Origin of the sequence: Lactobacillus sp. UMNPBX12 (assembly GCF_002553955.1) — a bacterium.
Taxonomy (GTDB): domain Bacteria; phylum Bacillota; class Bacilli; order Lactobacillales; family Lactobacillaceae; genus Lactobacillus; species Lactobacillus crispatus.
Genome location: NZ_PCYY01000003.1, coordinates 43,919 through 60,703, shown reverse-complemented (window position 1 = coordinate 60,703; position 16,785 = coordinate 43,919). Strand labels below are relative to the sequence as shown.

Sequence of the window (16,785 nt, the reverse complement as noted above, 5' to 3'; positions counted from 1 at the left end):
CTCCTAGACATTAAATCTAAATTCAATAATATCGCCGTCTTGAACCTCGTAGTCCTTGCCTTCAAGACGCAACTTACCAGCTTCCTTAACCTTTTGCATAGTTTCTAACTTATCTAAATCATCAAATGAAACTACTTCGGCCCGAATGAAGCCACGTTCAAAGTCTGAGTGAATAACACCAGCAACTTGTGGAGCTTTCATCCCTTTGTGGAAAGTCCAGGCACGAGTTTCGGGACCACCAGCAGTAAAGAAAGTTCTAAGGCCTAAGATATGATATGCAGCACGAATCAAACGATCCAAGCCTGATTCTTCTACGCCTTCCATCTCAAGGAATTCTTTCTTTTCATCATCAGCCATACCAGCGATTTCTTCTTCAGTTGCAGCAGAAATACCTAAGCATTCTGCACCTTCGCTTTCGGCATGCTTCTTAACAATTTGGTAATACTTGTCGCTTTCTGGATCAGCCATTGAGTCTTCAGCAATGTTAGCAACGTAGATAACTGGCTTGGAAGTTAACAAGAACAAGCCCTTAACAATCTTTTGTTCATCTTCATTAAAGTCGATTGAACGAGCAGCATTACCTTCTTCAAGTACTGGTTGCAACTTGCTCAAAACAGCCATTTCAGCCTTGGCTTCCTTGTCACCTTGTTGAGCAACCTTCTTTACCTTGTTGATTCGGCGGTTAACTGCATCAAGGTCAGCGATGGCAAGTTCCAAGTTAATCGTATTAATATCTTCTTCTGGATCAACCTTACCAGTAACTGAGGTAATGTTGTCATCATCAAAGGCACGAACAACGTGAACGATGGCATCAGTTTGACGAATATTTTCCAAGAACTTGTTACCAAGACCTTCACCTTTTGAAGCACCCTTAACCAATCCAGCAATATCGGTAAATTCAAAAGTTGTGTGCACAATCTTCTTAGCAGGAATCAATTCTTGAATTCTTGCCAAACGCTTGTCAGGAACTTCAACCATTCCGACATTTGGTTCAATGGTGGCAAATGGATAGTTAGCCATTTCGGCACCAGCCTTAGTAATCGCATTAAACAAAGTTGACTTACCAACGTTTGGTAAACCAACAATACCAGCAGTTAATGACATTTGTTGTCCTCTTTTTCTAAAATCAATTTTTTATTTTTACTTACTTGTCTATTTTATCCAAAATTTGGCCGAGCGATACGATCTTTTGGCACATATTGCTCTTTTTTTGCATTAACCGGATCATTCGCCTTAGTTAATAGCTTTTTTAGCTTCCGGTTAAACTCGCTGCGCGGCATCATGACTATGTGCCCACAACCCATACATTTTAATTTGATATCAGCACCCATGCGCAGGATTTCCCAATCATTAGTCTGACAAGCATGAGGCTTTTTCATTTGAACTGTATCAGCCAAATTATAAACAATTTCTTTAGCCATCTAAATCAACACCTAACAAATCAAGAATGCGGTTCAATTCATCAGTTGAAGCAAAATCAATTGACAAATGTCCTTTTCCTTTTTGTGTTTCTGAAATATTGACGCTAGAGCCAAACTTATTAGCCAATTGGCTTTCGCTAGCCCGGATAAAGGCCGATTTCTTGACGGTCTTTTTGCTGCGAGGTTTTTTAGCGTTCAATTCACTGACTACCGCTTCAACCTTACGCACCGGCATCCCTTCCTTGACTACTCGCTTAGCCAGCGCATCAATCTTTTCCTTATCTTTCAAACTTAAAAGCGTTCTAGCTTGTCCCATCGACAGTTCACCATGTTGGAGTAAACGCTTAGTCTTGCTAGGTAAAGTGAGCAAACGCAAATAATTAGCAATATATGGTCGCGACTTGCCCATCCGCTTCGAAACTTCTTCTTGCGTTAAGCCAAGATTCTTCTGCAGCATTTCATAAGCTTGCGCCTCTTCAAGTGGAGTTAAATCTTCACGCTGCAAGTTTTCTAGAACTGCCACTTCCATCATTTGGCTTTCGCTAAACTTGCGAATAATTGCTGGAATAGTCTTCTTCTTAGCCAATTTAGAAGCACGGAAACGACGCTCACCAGCAATGATCTCATATCCATTAACTGATTCGCGCACGATAATTGGCTGGAAAACACCATTTTCCTTAATAGAATCCGACAGTTCTTTTAAGCTCTTATCATCAAATCTTTTTCTAGGCTGATAAGGATTCGGCCGAATATCGCCCAAATCGAGTTCTTGGACTTCTTCTGCCTCTTGAACTTGAGGCTCATCCTCAAATAAGGCTTCAAGACCACGACCTAGGCCGCCCTTTTTTCTTGGCTCTTTACTTCTTGAGTCTCTTGTCATGAGCTTTTAACACCTCTTTTGCTAAATCATCATATACCTTGGCACCACGAGATTTTGGTGCATATTCTGTAATTGGCTGACCATAACTTGGGGCCTCAGCTAATTTAGTAATTCGAGGAATGATGGTCTTATAAACTTTCTTGCTAAAGTAGGACTGCACTTCTTTAACCACTTCAGCACCCAAGTTAGTTCTGGCATCAAGCATTGTTAACAAAACGCCTTCTACGCCAAGATCTTTATTAAAATGCTTTTGGACTAAACGAATTGTGTTCAAAAGTTGGCTAAGTCCTTCCATAGCATAATATTCACTCTGAACTGGAATCAAAATTGAATCAGATGCAGTAAAAGCATTAATTGAAAGTTGCCCTAATGATGGCGGACAGTCAATAAAGACAAAATCATATTGATCGCTAATTGCATCTAAAGCTGACTTTAAGCGTGTCTCCCGAGCCATCATTGAAATTAGTTCCGTTTCAGCACCAGACAAGTTGATTGTGGCTGGAACCATATCTAGCTTTGGCGTTGAAGTATGGTGAATAGTATCTTGAATAGGAATTTCGTCAATCAAAACATTGTAAATGTCCTGGTCAATCTCTGATTTTTCAATTCCTAAACCAGAGGTAGCGTTACCTTGTGGATCAATATCCACAATTAAAACGCGATAACCACGGTCGGCAATTGAGGCTGCTAAATTGATGGTCGTAGTGGTTTTACCTACGCCACCTTTTTGGTTTGCAACCGAAATTACATTTACCATATTGTTCATCCTTCCCTATTACTTCCTTTTCAATTCAATTGTGATCTTATAATCATCCGGATCTTTATTTTCTGTTACTTTGACTTTAATTCCTGAGTCTTCGGCTAACTTAACCGCCTTCTTAATGGTGTTAATTTGTACCTTTAAGTCTTTAGGAACTCGGCTAACGACCCGCTTAGCTTCTTTTTTAGCCTTAGGCTTAGGGTTAAAGTAAGCATCCACATCTTGCACAATCTCTTCAGTTTGTTTAACGTTTAAGCCTTTTGCTTCAATTTCTGTCAAAACGCGATCTTGATCTGCATTACTTAAGCCGATCATTGCACGACCATGACGAGCGGTAATTTTGCCAGCAATCAAAGCTTGCTGCACATTATCATCCAGCTTCAATAAGCGCAATTTGTTAGCCACATAAGATTGAGACTTACCCATATTTTTAGCCAAAGCAGTTTGAGTCAAATCATTCAATTCCATTAAATTAGTATAAGCTTTTGCCTCATCAATTGGATTTAAGTCTTCACGCTGTAAGTTCTCAATCAAAGCTAATGAAGCAGCTTGATCATCACTCATATTCTTGACGATCGCAGGAATAGTCTGCCAGCCCAAGCTTTTAGCTGCACGATAACGTCTTTCACCTGCAATAATCTCATATTGCTCGTCATCGCCATCTTCACGAACTACGATAGGTTGGAGCAAGCCATCCTTATCAAGTGTTTCAGCTAATTCTTTAATTGAATCATCAGAAAATTCACGCCGTGGTTGATAGCGGTTAGGAACAATCTTGCTCAATTCAAGATCTTGAACCTGTTTATTCTTAGGAATTTCATCATCATGATGCATAAAAGAAAATAATGACATAATATACCCCTTTCTGTTTAATGAATCGGTTTGCGCCGCGGGGTGCCTGCTTGACGTGGATACTTTTTAGGTGTTGCTTTGACTTTTTGAACTAAGATTAGAGTTCGTTCTTCTTCGCTCTCAGGTAGAGTCAATTCTTCTTCCTTAATCAGCTTACCGCCCAGCAATTCAAGAGCTTTTTGACCATCATCCAATTCATCTTCGGCTTTTGGTCCCTTGAGGGCAATAAAGTAACCATCTTTTTTCACCAAAGGCAAGCAATATTCACTCAAAACACTCATCCGCGCAACCGCACGAGCAGTAACGAGATCGAACTTTTCTCGATAAAGCTTATTTTGACCAACGTCTTCAGCGCGGCCATGAACTAATTCGACGTCTTTCAAGTCTAACTTAGTAATTAAGTTCTTTAAAAAAGTCAATCGTTTTGCCAAAGAATCAACAATGGTAATCTTCAATTCTGGCTGCAAAATCTTGAGCGGAATTGATGGAAAACCAGCACCAGCACCAACATCACAAAGAGTAGCACCATCTTTAAAAACATCGCCAAAAGTAAACAGCGGCGTAATACTGTCATAAAAGTGCTTAAGGTAAACCTCATCTTCTTCGGTAATTCGTGTCAAATTGACATGCTCATTAACTTCGATCAAATAATTAAAATATATTTTAAATTGTTCAATTTGTTGGTCAGTTAATTTAAAATTGTGTTTTGATAGTTCTAAAATAAATTTTTCAGGATTCATTTTTCACCCGTGAAACCGTGTTTCACACCTCTAAATTTAACGCAAAATGCATTGATTAGTAAAGATATTTCATCTTATCAATTATGAAGTATTTTTACTCAATCGTCAAAGTTTTGCCGCCCGCAAAATAGGGTATAATAAGGCGCAAAGGAGTTAAAAATATGATTGTTACTTTAATTGTTTTAGCTTACTTAGCATATAAAACATATTTAGGCTATAAAACCGGCTTTACACGCTATATCATCGGTTTAATCTGTTCCGCCATTGTCTTTATGGTTGCCATTTTCATGCAAAATCCATTCGGTAATTGGCTATACACACAATACACTGGAGAAATGATTAAGACTAACTCCACTAACAACGTGGAATTAATGATTGCACGCTTTGTCGCTTTCTTTATTGTTTTCTTCATGGGCAAAATGATCATGAAGATTGTCAAAAGCTGGATTCCTAACAAAAATCCACATGCGACTAACTTAGGCAGTATTCTCGACAATGTCTTGGGTGCTCTAGCCTCCCTAATTGCTAGTTATTTTGTTGTTTACGTGGTCTTGTCCATGTTCAATGCACTACAAAATCCATGGTTTATGCAGCAAACAATTGATTCTAGCTTTTTGAGGTTTATCATTTACAACACACCAGGACTTTCAAACGGTGTCTTCAATAATATCTTTAATATTGGCAAAACTGTGGGATAAAATATATCAAAAAAGATCTGCTTGTATCATACTGAGCAGATCTTTCTTGATATGTTTTAACTAAATTAATACTACATTTATGAACTAACATTCGATATACTTATTAGCGCAGGAAGTTTTATGAGCGGCGGCTGTTTTTCCCCCGGAGGTGAGGCCTATGGGCTACATTGATGAAAGGGTTCCAGCCATGTCGGTTTACGAGAGTATCTCCTTGATGCTTTTGTTCGGTACATTTTTGTTGGCTTTGCTGACATATATTGACCACCACAAAAAATAAAAAACGCCGCTCAAACATACTTTGGCCAGTTATTGAGTAGCGTTTAACGTAAAATTTAACATTTGAAGCCGCCGCTCTTAAAGCAGGCTGCTTGGAGTCCCTAGGACTCCTTTTTCTTTAGTTATTATAGCATATTTCACTAATCACCGAAATTATCATATTCAATATGTTCATCATTATAAACAAAGATTGCACCAATTCGATCAGGGTTATCATGCCAACCCTTTAGTGGCTTGCCAGCAAAGAATAATCGTTTGCATTCAATTTCTGCTTCAACCGATGTTTTGGTAAAAGTAGTCACACCAGCTAAATCAGTCTTTACAGGATACCCGGTTCTAGGATCAATCAAATGGTGATACTTTTTACCGTTAACTACTAAGTAGCGCTCATATGTCCCACTAGTAACGGCTGAGCATTCAGGCACCATAACTGACGTAATATTGTCGCCTCGCGGCTGTTTAGGATCTTGCACACCAATTGACCACTGGCCACTAATTCTTTTAGGCGAATCACCAACTAACAAGATATTACCGCCCAGATTAATAATTCCTGCTTCAACGCCATATGCACGCCACAAGTCACGAATTCGGTCGGCAATCCAGCCCTTAGCAATTCCACCTAGGTCCAGCTCCATGCCCTTCATTTTAAGAAAAACAGATTGGTCACTGTCATTTAAAACCACCTTAAATGGGTCAGTTAACAGCATTCTATCTTTAATTTCTTCATCTTTAGGAACATGTGCGCCTTTAAAACCGATATGCCAAAGCTTAACAACTGGTCCAATCAGAGCATTAAAGCCAAAATTCTCACGGCTCTTTTCTACTGCCAATTTAACCAAACCATACACAGCACTAGAGACCTGTACCGGATGTTCTCCAGCAGCATGATTGATATCCATTACTTCAGATTCATCTCGATTAACGGTAAAAATATCTTCGTAATGATCAATTAAATCAAATGATTTTTGTAATAGATCACGATTTTGAGTACCAAAAATCTGCAATGTAATTGAAGTTCCTAAAGCATGATGATCACCAACCACCTGCTCTAATGCTAAATCTTTAATCATAATTATTTCTCTTCCAAATATAAATCACGCAACGCTTCACGTAGTTCTGTCGTTACGCCAATTTTTTCTTGTAAAAAGTTATCGAAACTACCAAAATTCTGCTCAATAGCGATTAATGAAGTATCCAAAAAAGCATCAGAAACTGAACCTAAAATTCGCATATTAGCGCGAAAACAAAGATTCTCGCCCTCTTCTTGCATTTTTTTATCTCTTTTGGCCCGATAGTTATTAAGCATATAATTTGAGTACAAATAGTCCTGTCTAATTGTTTCCATATCTACGCCAAGCAAATATAACAAGACTACAGTTACCAATCCAGTTCTGTCTTTTCCTTCTGAACAATGATAAAGTACAGCACCTTTTTCAGTATTGGCCAACAGCTCTAAAATTTTATTCAAGCTATGTTGAGCGTGTTCTTTCAATACATGTGACTTGTAACGCTCACACATCATTCTAAAGCCAGCATACTGATCTTGACGATAAGTTGCGAATACTTGGGTTAAGTCTTTCTTACCGCCTTTGGTGTTGTCATCAACAGAAATTGGAATACAGAAATGCTCTACGCCAGGGATTTTGCTGTCTGGACAATGGTCACATTCAGTTGGTGAACGCAAATCAATAATCTTAGTCAAGCCATAATTGAGCAAAAACTCTTGATCATGTCTCGTTATGTTGCTAATCTTGCCCGTTCTTAATAACCGATGCATCTTGACCTTACGTCCCTGATAGCCAACATATCCCCCTAAATCACGCGGATTACAAACTTTTTCTAATGGCAAAATATTTGGTTTCATTAATTTCATCTCTTTATTAAGTATTTTGATAAAAAAGCCGGATAGTGTCCCTATCCGGTAATTTTACTATCACGTGGCAAGTCACGCAAAATTATTTGTTAGCTTGTTCAACAAATTTAATAAAGTTAGCCATCATAGCATCTAGTTGCTTAATATAATCTTCATTGGTCAAATCGCCAGTTTCTTTATCAAAATTGCTTGCAGCACCGCCAATTAAGATTTCATTGCCTGGCAAAACATTGGCACTCATGTCTGGTGAAAGCAAGATTTCACGAGCATCTTCTTGCGCACGACTAGATCCTTGAATACCGTATGAAGTACCAACAACTGCAGCCGGTTTCATCTTCATCACATTAGGACCAGCATGTGAACCTAACCATTCAAGCGCACTCTTTAAGGCAGCTGGAATTGAGTGATCATATTCTGGTGTAGCCAAAATTACACCATCCGCATTCTTAACATCCTCGATCCACTTCTTAGTAACATCATCTGGCTCATCAGTTCTACAGAAAGGCTTAAGTTGATCGATTTCTTTAACTTCAATATCAGCTTGCTCACCATAACGCTTAGCAATAAATTTTGCTAAAAAACGATTGAAAGAAAATGGAGCGTTTGTACCAACAATTGCTAAAATTTTCATTTAAATAAGCCCCCTACTTAGTAAGTTGTGCATACCAATCATCAACTTCATCAAAGAAGTGATTCAAAAACTTAAGTGTACCTGCATCGGTCAAGTCGCCTTTATCATCAAATTGTTTTGGTGCCAAACCCATCATAAATTCGTCACCAGCAAAGACATGAGCACTAAAACCAGGTGCACCCAAAATGCTCTTCAAGCGAGTTTGCGAACGAGACGCACCTTGAGGCATTGGTGAAGTTGACACAATAACTACTGGCTTATCATGGAATGGGTGAACAGAACTAGAAAGCCATTCAAGTGCACTCTTTAAGGCACTTGAAACTGAGTGTTGCTGTTCTGGTGAAGCGATCAAAACCATATCTGCATCAGCAATTTTTTTACCTAAAGCTAATACGCTAGCAGGAGCATCAACGCCTTCTTTATACATAGGTAAGCCCTTAACAGTCGCAAAGTCAAAATCATACTTATCGCCTAAGTCCTTAATAATGGCTTTAAGTAATTTTTCGTTAAATGAGTTATCGGCATTGGAGCCCGATAAAGCTAATACCTTCATAAAAATCACCTTTCAAAAATCCTCTTAGTTATCATTATAGACTAATGTAGCTTAATTTATGTCATTTTAATTTTAATAACAACAAGAAAAAACGCCTTCGATAATGAAGGCACCCTCTACTGAATGAAAAGCACAAATGATTGGTGAAATTTCTATGCCAAGTTATCCTTAAGCGAAGCTTCTTCGTCGGCAGCAAACATTGGGTTTTCTTGAGTTTCGCTGAGACGATTGTTAAGCATAGCATCGTGGATTTGAGCATTCAACACATTGACGATTTGAGTTTGGCTGAAGCTTGCAATCTCATTAACAACCAATGCAGCCATACCTGTAGTAGAAATCCAGTTAGCAATTACGATGTCATGAATCTTTTGATCATCGTAATCAACATCAGGATATTGTTCCTTGAACTTTTCAGTTCCAAGTTCCATCAAAGTGTCAGCGATGATCTTGCTACCAAACTTGCCATCAACGAACATTGCTCTAAACAAGTTAACATGAGCTTGAGCAAAATCAATGTATGACAAATCCAAGTCAATCAAAGGTTCACCAACGTACTTTTGTTGTAAAGTATGAGTTCTCAAGTCATTAGAGATTCTTCTCAAAACTTGATTGCGAAGATCATCCATGTTGTTAAATTCTAGATACAAAGGTTGGGTTGAGAAGTGTCCTGCTTTAGCAATGCCACGAGCAGTCAAACCTTCAATACCATCCTTGATTGCCATCTTGTAGGCTGTATCTAAAATCTTGTCTTTACTAATTTCTTTTTTTCTTGCCATTTTAATGCACCTCAATCATTGTATAAAACATGTGCTTTTCAATACACTTGTTTTCTTTTCTTCATCACTATAATATATCCAAAAAAATAACAATTGCAAGTCTTATACACTAACTTATTAAAAAATATTATAATCGCTTAAATAGCGATGAGCCGTTGTCTCCTGTAAATTGATCATAATGTGAAGAAGCCATTTCAATAACTGCTTGCTTGTCCAATCCTTGTGCAGCACAAAACGAAAAGAATGCAGCAGATAAAATATAGCCGCGTTCACGATCATCTGTCAGGTTATCTGAGAACTTCATATTAATCGAATGATTTGCATAATCCGTTGTCAATTCAATCGATTTATTTTCTGGTTTACTACTCATTCTATTGCAACCTCTTTTTTGTTCTAAAACAAATAAAATTAAAAATTTAAAAATTTCTATTATAATTATATTACAAAATCAAAAGAATTAGAAAGCGTGTTTTTATCAATGAAAGTTTCAGCTTGGCGCTCATCATGCACCTCAATTTTAATCGGGAAAAAGGCCTCTCTTTCTGGCAGTATCATCATCGGTCGTAATGAAGATGCTAAGACTGCTTGGCCTAAGCATTTAGCCTTTAATCCACATCAAGATAATGTACAGAAAAACCATTTTAAATCCAAAGACAATAAGTTTGAAATGGATTTACCAACAGCTAGCTACTCTTATTCTTCAACCCCAGAATGGACAGATAAGTACGGAGTGTTCGAAGAAGACGGAATTAATGAATATCATGTAGCAATGAGCGCCACCGAAAGTGCCTACGCAAATGACCGCGTTTTAGCTGTTGACCCCTTTGATACTGACAAAGGAATCTTAGAAGAAGCAATGGTCACCGTAGTTTTACCTTATGTTAAATCCGCACGTGAAGGCGTTCAGCGCTTAGGAGAAATTGTAGAAAAATATGGTGCAGCAGAAGCTGACGGAATTCTCTTTGGCGATCGTGATGAAGCCTGGTACATGGAAATCGGTTCTGGCCATCATTGGGTTGCACAACGAATCCCAGATGATTCCTACGCTGTTGTCGCCAATCAACTAGCTATTCAAGAAATTGATTTTGCCAGTGACGACTTCATGTATTCTCAAGACCTGCAAAAATTTGTCTACGACAATAAACTCTGGCCTAAAAATCAGCCATTCATTTGGCGTGATATTTTTGGCACTCATGACGATAGTGACTTACACTACAACACACCACGAGTATGGAGCGGTCAACGTCTACTTACTCCATCTGTAGCACAAGAACCCGAAAGCTTTAACCTGCCATTTATTCGCAAGCCTGATGCACCAATTTCTGCGCAAGACGCTCAACGCGTTTTAAGCGATCACTACAACAACACCGCCTATGATTTAACCAATCAGAAAAACAGAAATAATGCCACTTTCAGACCTATCTCTGTGGCTACTACTCAGGAATCACACTTGCTTGAGTTAAACGGTGAAAACATGATTCACTGGCTAGCTATGGGTGTGGCTGCGCAAAGTGTTTATGTGCCATTCTATCCTCAAGGCACTAAGGTACCAAATACCTGGAAAAATGGAAAAGAAACCTACTCACCAAATTCAGCTTACTGGGTCTTTAAACTGGCTAGCGTCCTGGTTGATCGTAATTGGGGTAAGTACGGCACCGCTTTAAGCAATACGCAAAGTACTACTAATGAAAAATTGCTTCAAATTAGACATCAGTATGATGAAAAATTAACCCAAGAAAAGGATCAAGAACAACAAATTAAATTAGTGGATGAAGCCAATGCCAAATTAGCTAAAACTGCTACTGATGCTTATAAAGAATTGATCGCTAAACTAATCACCGAACAAACTGGTGACTCACCGCTGCGTTTCCAAATGGATCCTAACTTGTAAACAAAAATGCCTCAATGAGGCATTTTTTCTTACTATTTTTTCTTAGTCATTAAGCCGTCCATCATTTCATAAATATGGTCGGCGTATTTTTCTAGCCGCGGATCATGCGTTACTAGAATAACGGCCTTGTCACGCTTTTTCGCTAAATCCTTAAACAATTGTCCTACTTCTTCCACATTTTGCGTATCTAGCGAAGCAGTCGGCTCATCGGCTAACAAAATATCTGGGTTAGCATATAAGGCCGTCGCGATTGCTACTCGCTGCTGTTGCCCACCAGATAATTCATTTGGATACTTATTAACCAGCTTTTCAATCCCTAGCTGCTTGAGTAAGCCTTGCAATTTATCTTGCGACAAATTATTTTGCTTTTTTACTTTATCAATCAAAGTAAATTGCTCTTTAACTGTCAAAAATGGAACTAAATTATAAGCTTGTAAAACAAAGCCAATTTTATTCAAGCGTAGTTCTCCACTTTGCTTAGCAGAAAAATTACTAATGTCTCGACCATTAATCAAAATTTCACCTGAAGTTGGTTTTTGCAAGGACCCGGCGATCGTCAAAAATGTACTTTTACCAGCGCCTGAAGGCCCCATAATTAAAACCACTTCACCCTTATTAGCCTGAAAATTGATATCTTTCAAAGCTGCAACTTTAGCTTCGCCTTTACCATAAACTTTATTAACATCTTTTAATTCAATTACTGCCATTTTACTCACCAATTGCCTTTGCTGGATCAACCTTCAAAATTGATCTAATCGGAATCAAACTACCAATAATACCCATGACTAGCATCCCTAACGTACCACTAATCATAATTGCTGGCGTAAAGGTCATTGGCACAGCTGCTGGTAAAGTTAAATCAGTTAACCACATCAAGATAATCGCAATTACAACACCAATAGCTACTAAAATTATGGATTGACTGATCGTTGCACCAACTAAAGTTTTACTTGGAATTCCTTGAGCCCGCATAACGGCAAAATTATGCATTTTTTGCATAGTTAAAATATATAGGAAAACAGCAATCACGATCAAAGAAATAACAAATAAGAATCCAATCATCAATTCAAAAGTTAAGTTTTGAGCCGTATATCCTGGAAGCTTATTAATAAAGGCTTGAATTGGGTATGTCTTGGCATCCTTATAATTGAATTTATAATTACTATTCTTTGAAACAACTGCAGAAGCGGCTACATTAGGAGCGACCATCCGCAGTTTTTTCCAAGTTTTCATTGAGCCATAAACAATTGGCGCAATATTAATCTTGGCGTTATTTACAAAACCAACAATTTTATATTTTTTCTTAGAGCCATTCAGAGAAATTTGATCCCCAAGCTTGTAGCCTTTGTCTTTGAAACTACTGTCTACTGTAATCTGATTACCATTCTTTGCTTTTTTCCCAGCAATTATATCTTGATCTTGATAAATAAACTGGTCTTTTTTGATGCCTAAGAATTGAGCTGAAATTGAGCTTTTTCCCTTTTTCTTAGCTACAATTCCTAATTGACCAATAATTGCTTCATTCTTGCCAATTTTTGCGTTTTTTAGATCGTCTTTTGTCAGAATTGACTGACTCATGCTGATATTGGCATTTTTATTTAAAACAATCTTTTGCGCATTCCAATTTTCAATTGCTTGTGTATTCTGACTTGCTAACCCAACAGCCAAAGATGACAACATAAAAATTAAGTAGCTGATCAAAAAGATCATCAAAATAATCAAGCCATAGCGCAATTTTTCATGCTTAATTTCTTTCAGTGCTAGAAACATAACTACATCCCCTTTGCTAGTATGTCCAGGCTCTTCTTATAGCGCGCCAAGTTCTTTTCCTGATTTTCGGGATCTGATAAGCATAAGTTGATAACTTCATGACTAAGTACCATGGCACTCCACAATTGTGGCCCCATATTCAACAATTGTCTTGAATAAATTTTGAAATTATGTGGTATCAAGTACTCATTTTGCGACATATGCAATTTCATCATTGGTTCATATTTACTGTATTGAACTTTATCAATAAACTTAACCACTCTTGCATAAAAATGATTAGGATCAAATTTTTCATTAGGACTCATCCTAGCATGAATGTCTTCAATAGCGATGTGATACATATAAACATATGCATCAATTAAATCATCAAAATATTTATAAAATGCTCCTCGAGCAATGTTGGCATTCTTAACAATATGTGACACCTTAGCATCTGCTAACGGATAAGTGCTGAATTCTTCTAACAACACCGCTTCAATACGCCTACGTTTAGCAGACGGTAAATTTTTAAAAGTTTGCTTAACCATTTTGTTTTCCCCTTTTCCAACACAAATGACGACTTGTCATCAATTACTTATATCATAGCTGATTGTGACGAGTTGTCAATACATATACAAAAAAAGAAGGCCTCTGCCTTCCTTCTCTAAACTAAAACTCGATTATAGTAGTACAACCTAGCAACACCATCACGGACGCTAAATTTACTTAATGCACAATTATTTGGCGTATCTATCTTGTCCATGTCGCCATTACTCAAATAATGAGCTGCCATCATTCGAATCAAACGACCATGTGCCACTACTAATACCTTACCTTCTGGATATTTTTGATATATTTCGTCTAAAAAGTTAGCGCAACGTGCTTCAAACTCTTCGTAGCCCTCACCATTTTTGGCATATTTAACATAGTTGCGAGTAACTTTTCCCCATGGATCAACAACATCCGGATATTCCTTAGCAATATCATCCATCTTCTTGCCGTCCCAATCACCAAAATCAAATTCCAGCAAACGTTTGTCTAAATTTAATTTCTTTTTACCTTTAGTAAAAATTCTCGCAGTCTCTACTGCTCTCTTCATTGGACTGGAATAAACAACATCAAATTTATTTTCATCAAACTTAGCGGCGGATTTTTTAGCATATTCACGACCAAATTCATTCAAGTCTGCGTCAACTTGTGCGCCCTGAATTCGATTATCTTTATTCACGTCTGTTTGTCCATGACGAATAAAAACTATTTCCATTTTTTACATCACCTTTTCTTAAAATCATACCCTTATTTAACTAATCTTTCCATTTCTTTACTGTTTTTTTAGCGTTTTGAAATTTAAAAAGCTTAAAATATAAATAGATAATTAGAAAGGGGAAACATTATGTCCCGCGTTACAATTGAAAGAGATGGTCTCACCTTAGTAGGAGACCGCGAAGAACCATTCGGCGAAATCTATGACATGGCTATCCTCATGCATAGTTTTACCGCTAACCGCAACACTGAATTATTAAGACAAATTGCCGATGATCTACGCGACGAAAATGTCGCTAGCGTCCGTTTTGACTTTAATGGTCATGGCGAAAGTGACGGCAAATTTGAAGATATGACTGTGCCAAACGAAATCGCTGACGGCAAGGCAATCTTAGAATACGTTCGCACCGATCCACATGTACGTAATATTTTCTTAGTTGGTCATTCCCAAGGCGGTGTAATTGCATCAATGCTTGCCGGTCTTTATCCTGATGTGATTAAAAAAGTTGTCCTTTTAGCACCAGCTGCTCAATTAAAAGACGATGCACTTAAAGGTAACACACAAGGCGCAGTCTATGATCCTAACCATATTCCTGATACTGTTCCACTAGTCGGCAATAAATTAGGAATGAAATTAGGCGGATTTTATCTCCGAACCGCTCAAGTTTTACCGATTTACGAGGTCTCTGCCCGCTTTAGTGGCCCAGTATCAGTCATTTATGGTACTAATGACCAAGTAGTTAACCCTAAATATGCTAAAAAATACCATAATATTTATGAAAATAGCGAACTTCATGCCATTACGGATGCAGATCACAGATTCACTGGTCAATACAAAAAGTCAGCATCAGATTTAACTGCTCAATTTTTAAAACCATTATTTTAGCGCCGAGTAAAGTCGAACTCAGTACGAAAGACGTAATGATCCTTAGTACTTACGTCAGGTTCAAATTGAAATTCAAAATCATTAAAGTCCTGCAAATCTGTGGGATTTTTTATTTGCTTCTCGGCAATGTAGCGCACCATTTCACCACGAGCCATCTTAGCGTGAACCCCAACGGTCTTCCACTTATCATTTTTTAGTTCCTGAAAGTCAACCGTAATTAATTGTCGTCCTTGACTCAAATAAGGTTTAACCAAACGTGTATATTGTTTGGAAGCCAAATCGATAACTATATTATCTTCTTGAAATAAATTTTCAGCGATATCACTGCCCCAGAAATGATACAAGCTATAATCACGAAAACCAACCATTTTAGTATTTAATTCTAGGCGATATGGGCAAACACCATCAAAAGGCCGGAGCATACCATAAAATCCTGATAGAATCCGCAAATTCTTTTGAATATAGTCAAGTGCAGGTTGTGTAAATAAATCCGGCGCCATATATTGGTATTGAATTCCTGAAAAAGCCAAAATTGCAGGGGTTAATCGTTCATCCAAATTCATATTTTCTAGTTGCAATATGCTTTGCTTAGTCACATTTTCACTAGCATGCCAAAGGTCTTTTAACTGTTCATTTGAACTTGACTTAAGAAATCTTTCTAGAATTCGTGTCTTATCCAAGAACTGCGGTTTTGACTGAATTGGAAATGAATCACGATCAATTTTCATAATTTTTGCAGGTGCAATAATAATTTTCATTTTTAGATTTTGTTCCTTTACGGTAAACTTAAGTTGTGATTAATAAGGAGGAAAAATAATGAATCCTGATTTTGCAATTGTCTTAAATTATCAACTTAATGATAAGGCTGATGCCGACTTTTTAGTAAAAACAGCCCGTAATATCGGTGCTCGTGCAGTGATGACTGACAGGCAAACTGAAGATTTCAAAACAGCTTGCGCTAAGTATACTATTTTTTTAGCTAATCCAGAAAATAGTACTGACTTAACTAAGGATAACGTCATTGATACCATGGTCAATAACCGTAAAGCTGGTAAGACTACAATTATTAATGTGCCCGTTGAAGCAGGCAAGTTTTCTGCCGCAACTCAAGCAATGCTGGATACGATCAATGATTGGATGCACCAATTCGGTCACGCCTTCAACGAAGGAAAAACTAGTGCTTTAACCAGTAGCGATGGTTTTATTTTAGAAAATCGCCATGCAAATTACCAAAAATATGTCTTCTTACCTAGTCCTCTTCCTGACAAAATCGTGGTAGAAGGCCTAGTCGAAGAACCTAACCGGGTAGAATGGATTGAACATCGAACTGATCTTGATTTTAACTATAAGGATCAAAAATTAACTATTAACTTAGTCAAACCAGATGATGAGTTTGCTTGGCAAGTGTTGCGAATTCAAGCCCACCGACCTGAAGATGACATTTTAGAAACGAAATTTTAGTAAAAAGGCGTTCTTTGTAGCAGAACGCCTTTTTACAATCTTATGTAATTGCTATTTCTATTTTCAAAAAAATTT

The 16,785-nt window shown here is 37.7% G+C and carries 22 protein-coding genes; 5 read left to right on the top strand and 17 right to left on the bottom strand.

Annotated elements, in window-relative coordinates:
* Positions 1-3: 3 nt before the first annotated feature.
* From ychF to rsmG, 6 genes are read right to left on the bottom strand one after another with little or no spacing between them, the layout of a single operon-like run.
* A complete protein-coding gene (ychF, locus tag CP363_RS02095; protein ID WP_089147101.1) occupies positions 4-1,104 on the bottom strand; it encodes a redox-regulated ATPase YchF in 1,101 nt (366 codons plus the stop codon).
* 53 nt (positions 1,105-1,157) lie between these two features.
* On the bottom strand, positions 1,158-1,421 hold the full coding sequence (locus tag CP363_RS02090) for a DUF951 domain-containing protein (protein WP_005723772.1): 264 nt from the start codon (positions 1,419-1,421) through the stop codon (positions 1,158-1,160).
* A complete protein-coding gene (locus CP363_RS02085; protein ID WP_089145811.1) occupies positions 1,414-2,301 on the bottom strand; it encodes a ParB/RepB/Spo0J family partition protein in 888 nt (295 codons plus the stop codon). The genes CP363_RS02090 and CP363_RS02085 overlap by 8 nt, the downstream gene beginning before the upstream one ends.
* Positions 2,279-3,058 (bottom strand): ParA family protein, encoded by a 780-nt coding sequence (locus CP363_RS02080; RefSeq protein ID WP_005721788.1) that lies wholly within the window; start codon positions 3,056-3,058, stop codon positions 2,279-2,281. Before CP363_RS02080 ends, CP363_RS02085 begins: the two co-directional genes overlap by 23 nt.
* Positions 3,059-3,076: 18 nt before the next feature.
* Positions 3,077-3,913 carry a nucleoid occlusion protein gene (gene noc, locus CP363_RS02075; RefSeq protein WP_013086962.1) on the bottom strand — a complete coding sequence of 279 codons (837 nt, stop codon included), beginning with the start codon at positions 3,911-3,913 and terminating at the stop codon, positions 3,077-3,079.
* Between the two features lie 17 nt (positions 3,914-3,930).
* A complete protein-coding gene (rsmG, locus tag CP363_RS02070; protein ID WP_005720965.1) occupies positions 3,931-4,653 on the bottom strand; it encodes a 16S rRNA (guanine(527)-N(7))-methyltransferase RsmG in 723 nt (240 codons plus the stop codon).
* A 161-nt stretch (positions 4,654-4,814) separates the two neighbouring features.
* On the opposite strand from rsmG, the gene CP363_RS02065 reads away from it, so the two are divergent.
* Positions 4,815-5,351, top strand: a complete 537-nt coding sequence (locus CP363_RS02065; RefSeq protein ID WP_098035755.1) for a CvpA family protein — start codon at positions 4,815-4,817, stop codon at positions 5,349-5,351.
* Positions 5,352-5,508: 157 nt separating this feature from the next.
* Positions 5,509-5,628, top strand: a complete 120-nt coding sequence (locus CP363_RS11170) for a putative holin-like toxin (RefSeq protein ID WP_198407838.1) — start codon at positions 5,509-5,511, stop codon at positions 5,626-5,628.
* Positions 5,629-5,767: 139 nt separating this feature from the next.
* Here the strand turns inward: CP363_RS11170 and CP363_RS02055 are convergent, their stop codons facing one another.
* The 6 genes from CP363_RS02055 to CP363_RS02030 all read right to left on the bottom strand — a co-directional run bounded on the left by CP363_RS02055 (position 5,768) and on the right by CP363_RS02030 (position 9,830).
* Positions 5,768-6,697 carry an FAD:protein FMN transferase gene (locus CP363_RS02055; RefSeq protein ID WP_005720962.1) on the bottom strand — a complete coding sequence of 310 codons (930 nt, stop codon included), beginning with the start codon at positions 6,695-6,697 and terminating at the stop codon, positions 5,768-5,770.
* A gap of 2 nt (positions 6,698-6,699) precedes the next feature.
* Complete coding sequence (locus CP363_RS02050; RefSeq protein WP_065990757.1) at positions 6,700-7,491, bottom strand: tyrosine-protein phosphatase; 792 nt, start codon at positions 7,489-7,491, stop codon at positions 6,700-6,702.
* Between the two features lie 91 nt (positions 7,492-7,582).
* Positions 7,583-8,131 carry an NADPH-dependent FMN reductase gene (locus CP363_RS02045; protein ID WP_005720960.1) on the bottom strand — a complete coding sequence of 183 codons (549 nt, stop codon included), beginning with the start codon at positions 8,129-8,131 and terminating at the stop codon, positions 7,583-7,585.
* Positions 8,132-8,144: 13 nt separating this feature from the next.
* On the bottom strand, positions 8,145-8,684 hold the full coding sequence (locus CP363_RS02040; protein WP_023488165.1) for an NADPH-dependent FMN reductase: 540 nt from the start codon (positions 8,682-8,684) through the stop codon (positions 8,145-8,147).
* A 152-nt stretch (positions 8,685-8,836) separates the two neighbouring features.
* On the bottom strand, positions 8,837-9,460 hold the full coding sequence (locus CP363_RS02035) for a TetR/AcrR family transcriptional regulator (protein WP_065990758.1): 624 nt from the start codon (positions 9,458-9,460) through the stop codon (positions 8,837-8,839).
* Between the two features lie 127 nt (positions 9,461-9,587).
* Positions 9,588-9,830: a hypothetical protein gene (locus tag CP363_RS02030; protein WP_005721791.1), complete on the bottom strand. Its 243-nt coding sequence runs from the start codon at positions 9,828-9,830 to the stop codon at positions 9,588-9,590.
* Between the two features lie 108 nt (positions 9,831-9,938).
* Between CP363_RS02030 and CP363_RS02025 the strand changes: the two genes are divergently transcribed.
* Positions 9,939-11,351 (top strand): C69 family dipeptidase, encoded by a 1,413-nt coding sequence (locus CP363_RS02025; protein ID WP_035443404.1) that lies wholly within the window; start codon positions 9,939-9,941, stop codon positions 11,349-11,351.
* A 32-nt stretch (positions 11,352-11,383) separates the two neighbouring features.
* Here CP363_RS02025 and CP363_RS02020 read toward each other — a convergent pair whose 3' ends face one another.
* The 4 genes from CP363_RS02020 to CP363_RS02005 form a co-directional block, all read right to left on the bottom strand.
* Complete coding sequence (locus CP363_RS02020; RefSeq protein ID WP_005721793.1) at positions 11,384-12,058, bottom strand: ABC transporter ATP-binding protein; 675 nt, start codon at positions 12,056-12,058, stop codon at positions 11,384-11,386.
* Between the two features lies 1 nt (position 12,059).
* Complete coding sequence (locus CP363_RS02015; RefSeq protein WP_023488372.1) at positions 12,060-13,121, bottom strand: ABC transporter permease; 1,062 nt, start codon at positions 13,119-13,121, stop codon at positions 12,060-12,062.
* Positions 13,122-13,123: 2 nt separating this feature from the next.
* Positions 13,124-13,648, bottom strand: a complete 525-nt coding sequence (locus tag CP363_RS02010) for a TetR/AcrR family transcriptional regulator (protein WP_005720105.1) — start codon at positions 13,646-13,648, stop codon at positions 13,124-13,126.
* A gap of 116 nt (positions 13,649-13,764) precedes the next feature.
* Positions 13,765-14,364: a histidine phosphatase family protein gene (locus CP363_RS02005; RefSeq protein ID WP_005720104.1), complete on the bottom strand. Its 600-nt coding sequence runs from the start codon at positions 14,362-14,364 to the stop codon at positions 13,765-13,767.
* A gap of 129 nt (positions 14,365-14,493) precedes the next feature.
* On the opposite strand from CP363_RS02005, the gene CP363_RS02000 reads away from it, so the two are divergent.
* On the top strand, positions 14,494-15,249 hold the full coding sequence (locus CP363_RS02000; protein ID WP_098035754.1) for an alpha/beta hydrolase: 756 nt from the start codon (positions 14,494-14,496) through the stop codon (positions 15,247-15,249).
* Here CP363_RS02000 and yaaA read toward each other — a convergent pair.
* On the bottom strand, positions 15,246-16,007 hold the full coding sequence (yaaA, locus tag CP363_RS01995; RefSeq protein WP_098035753.1) for a peroxide stress protein YaaA: 762 nt from the start codon (positions 16,005-16,007) through the stop codon (positions 15,246-15,248). The two genes, CP363_RS02000 and yaaA, sit on opposite strands and share 4 nt — an antisense overlap.
* A 58-nt stretch (positions 16,008-16,065) precedes the next feature.
* Between yaaA and CP363_RS01990 the strand changes: the two genes are divergently transcribed.
* Complete coding sequence (locus CP363_RS01990; protein WP_005721800.1) at positions 16,066-16,710, top strand: hypothetical protein; 645 nt, start codon at positions 16,066-16,068, stop codon at positions 16,708-16,710.
* The last annotated feature ends 75 nt before the right edge of the window (positions 16,711-16,785 follow it).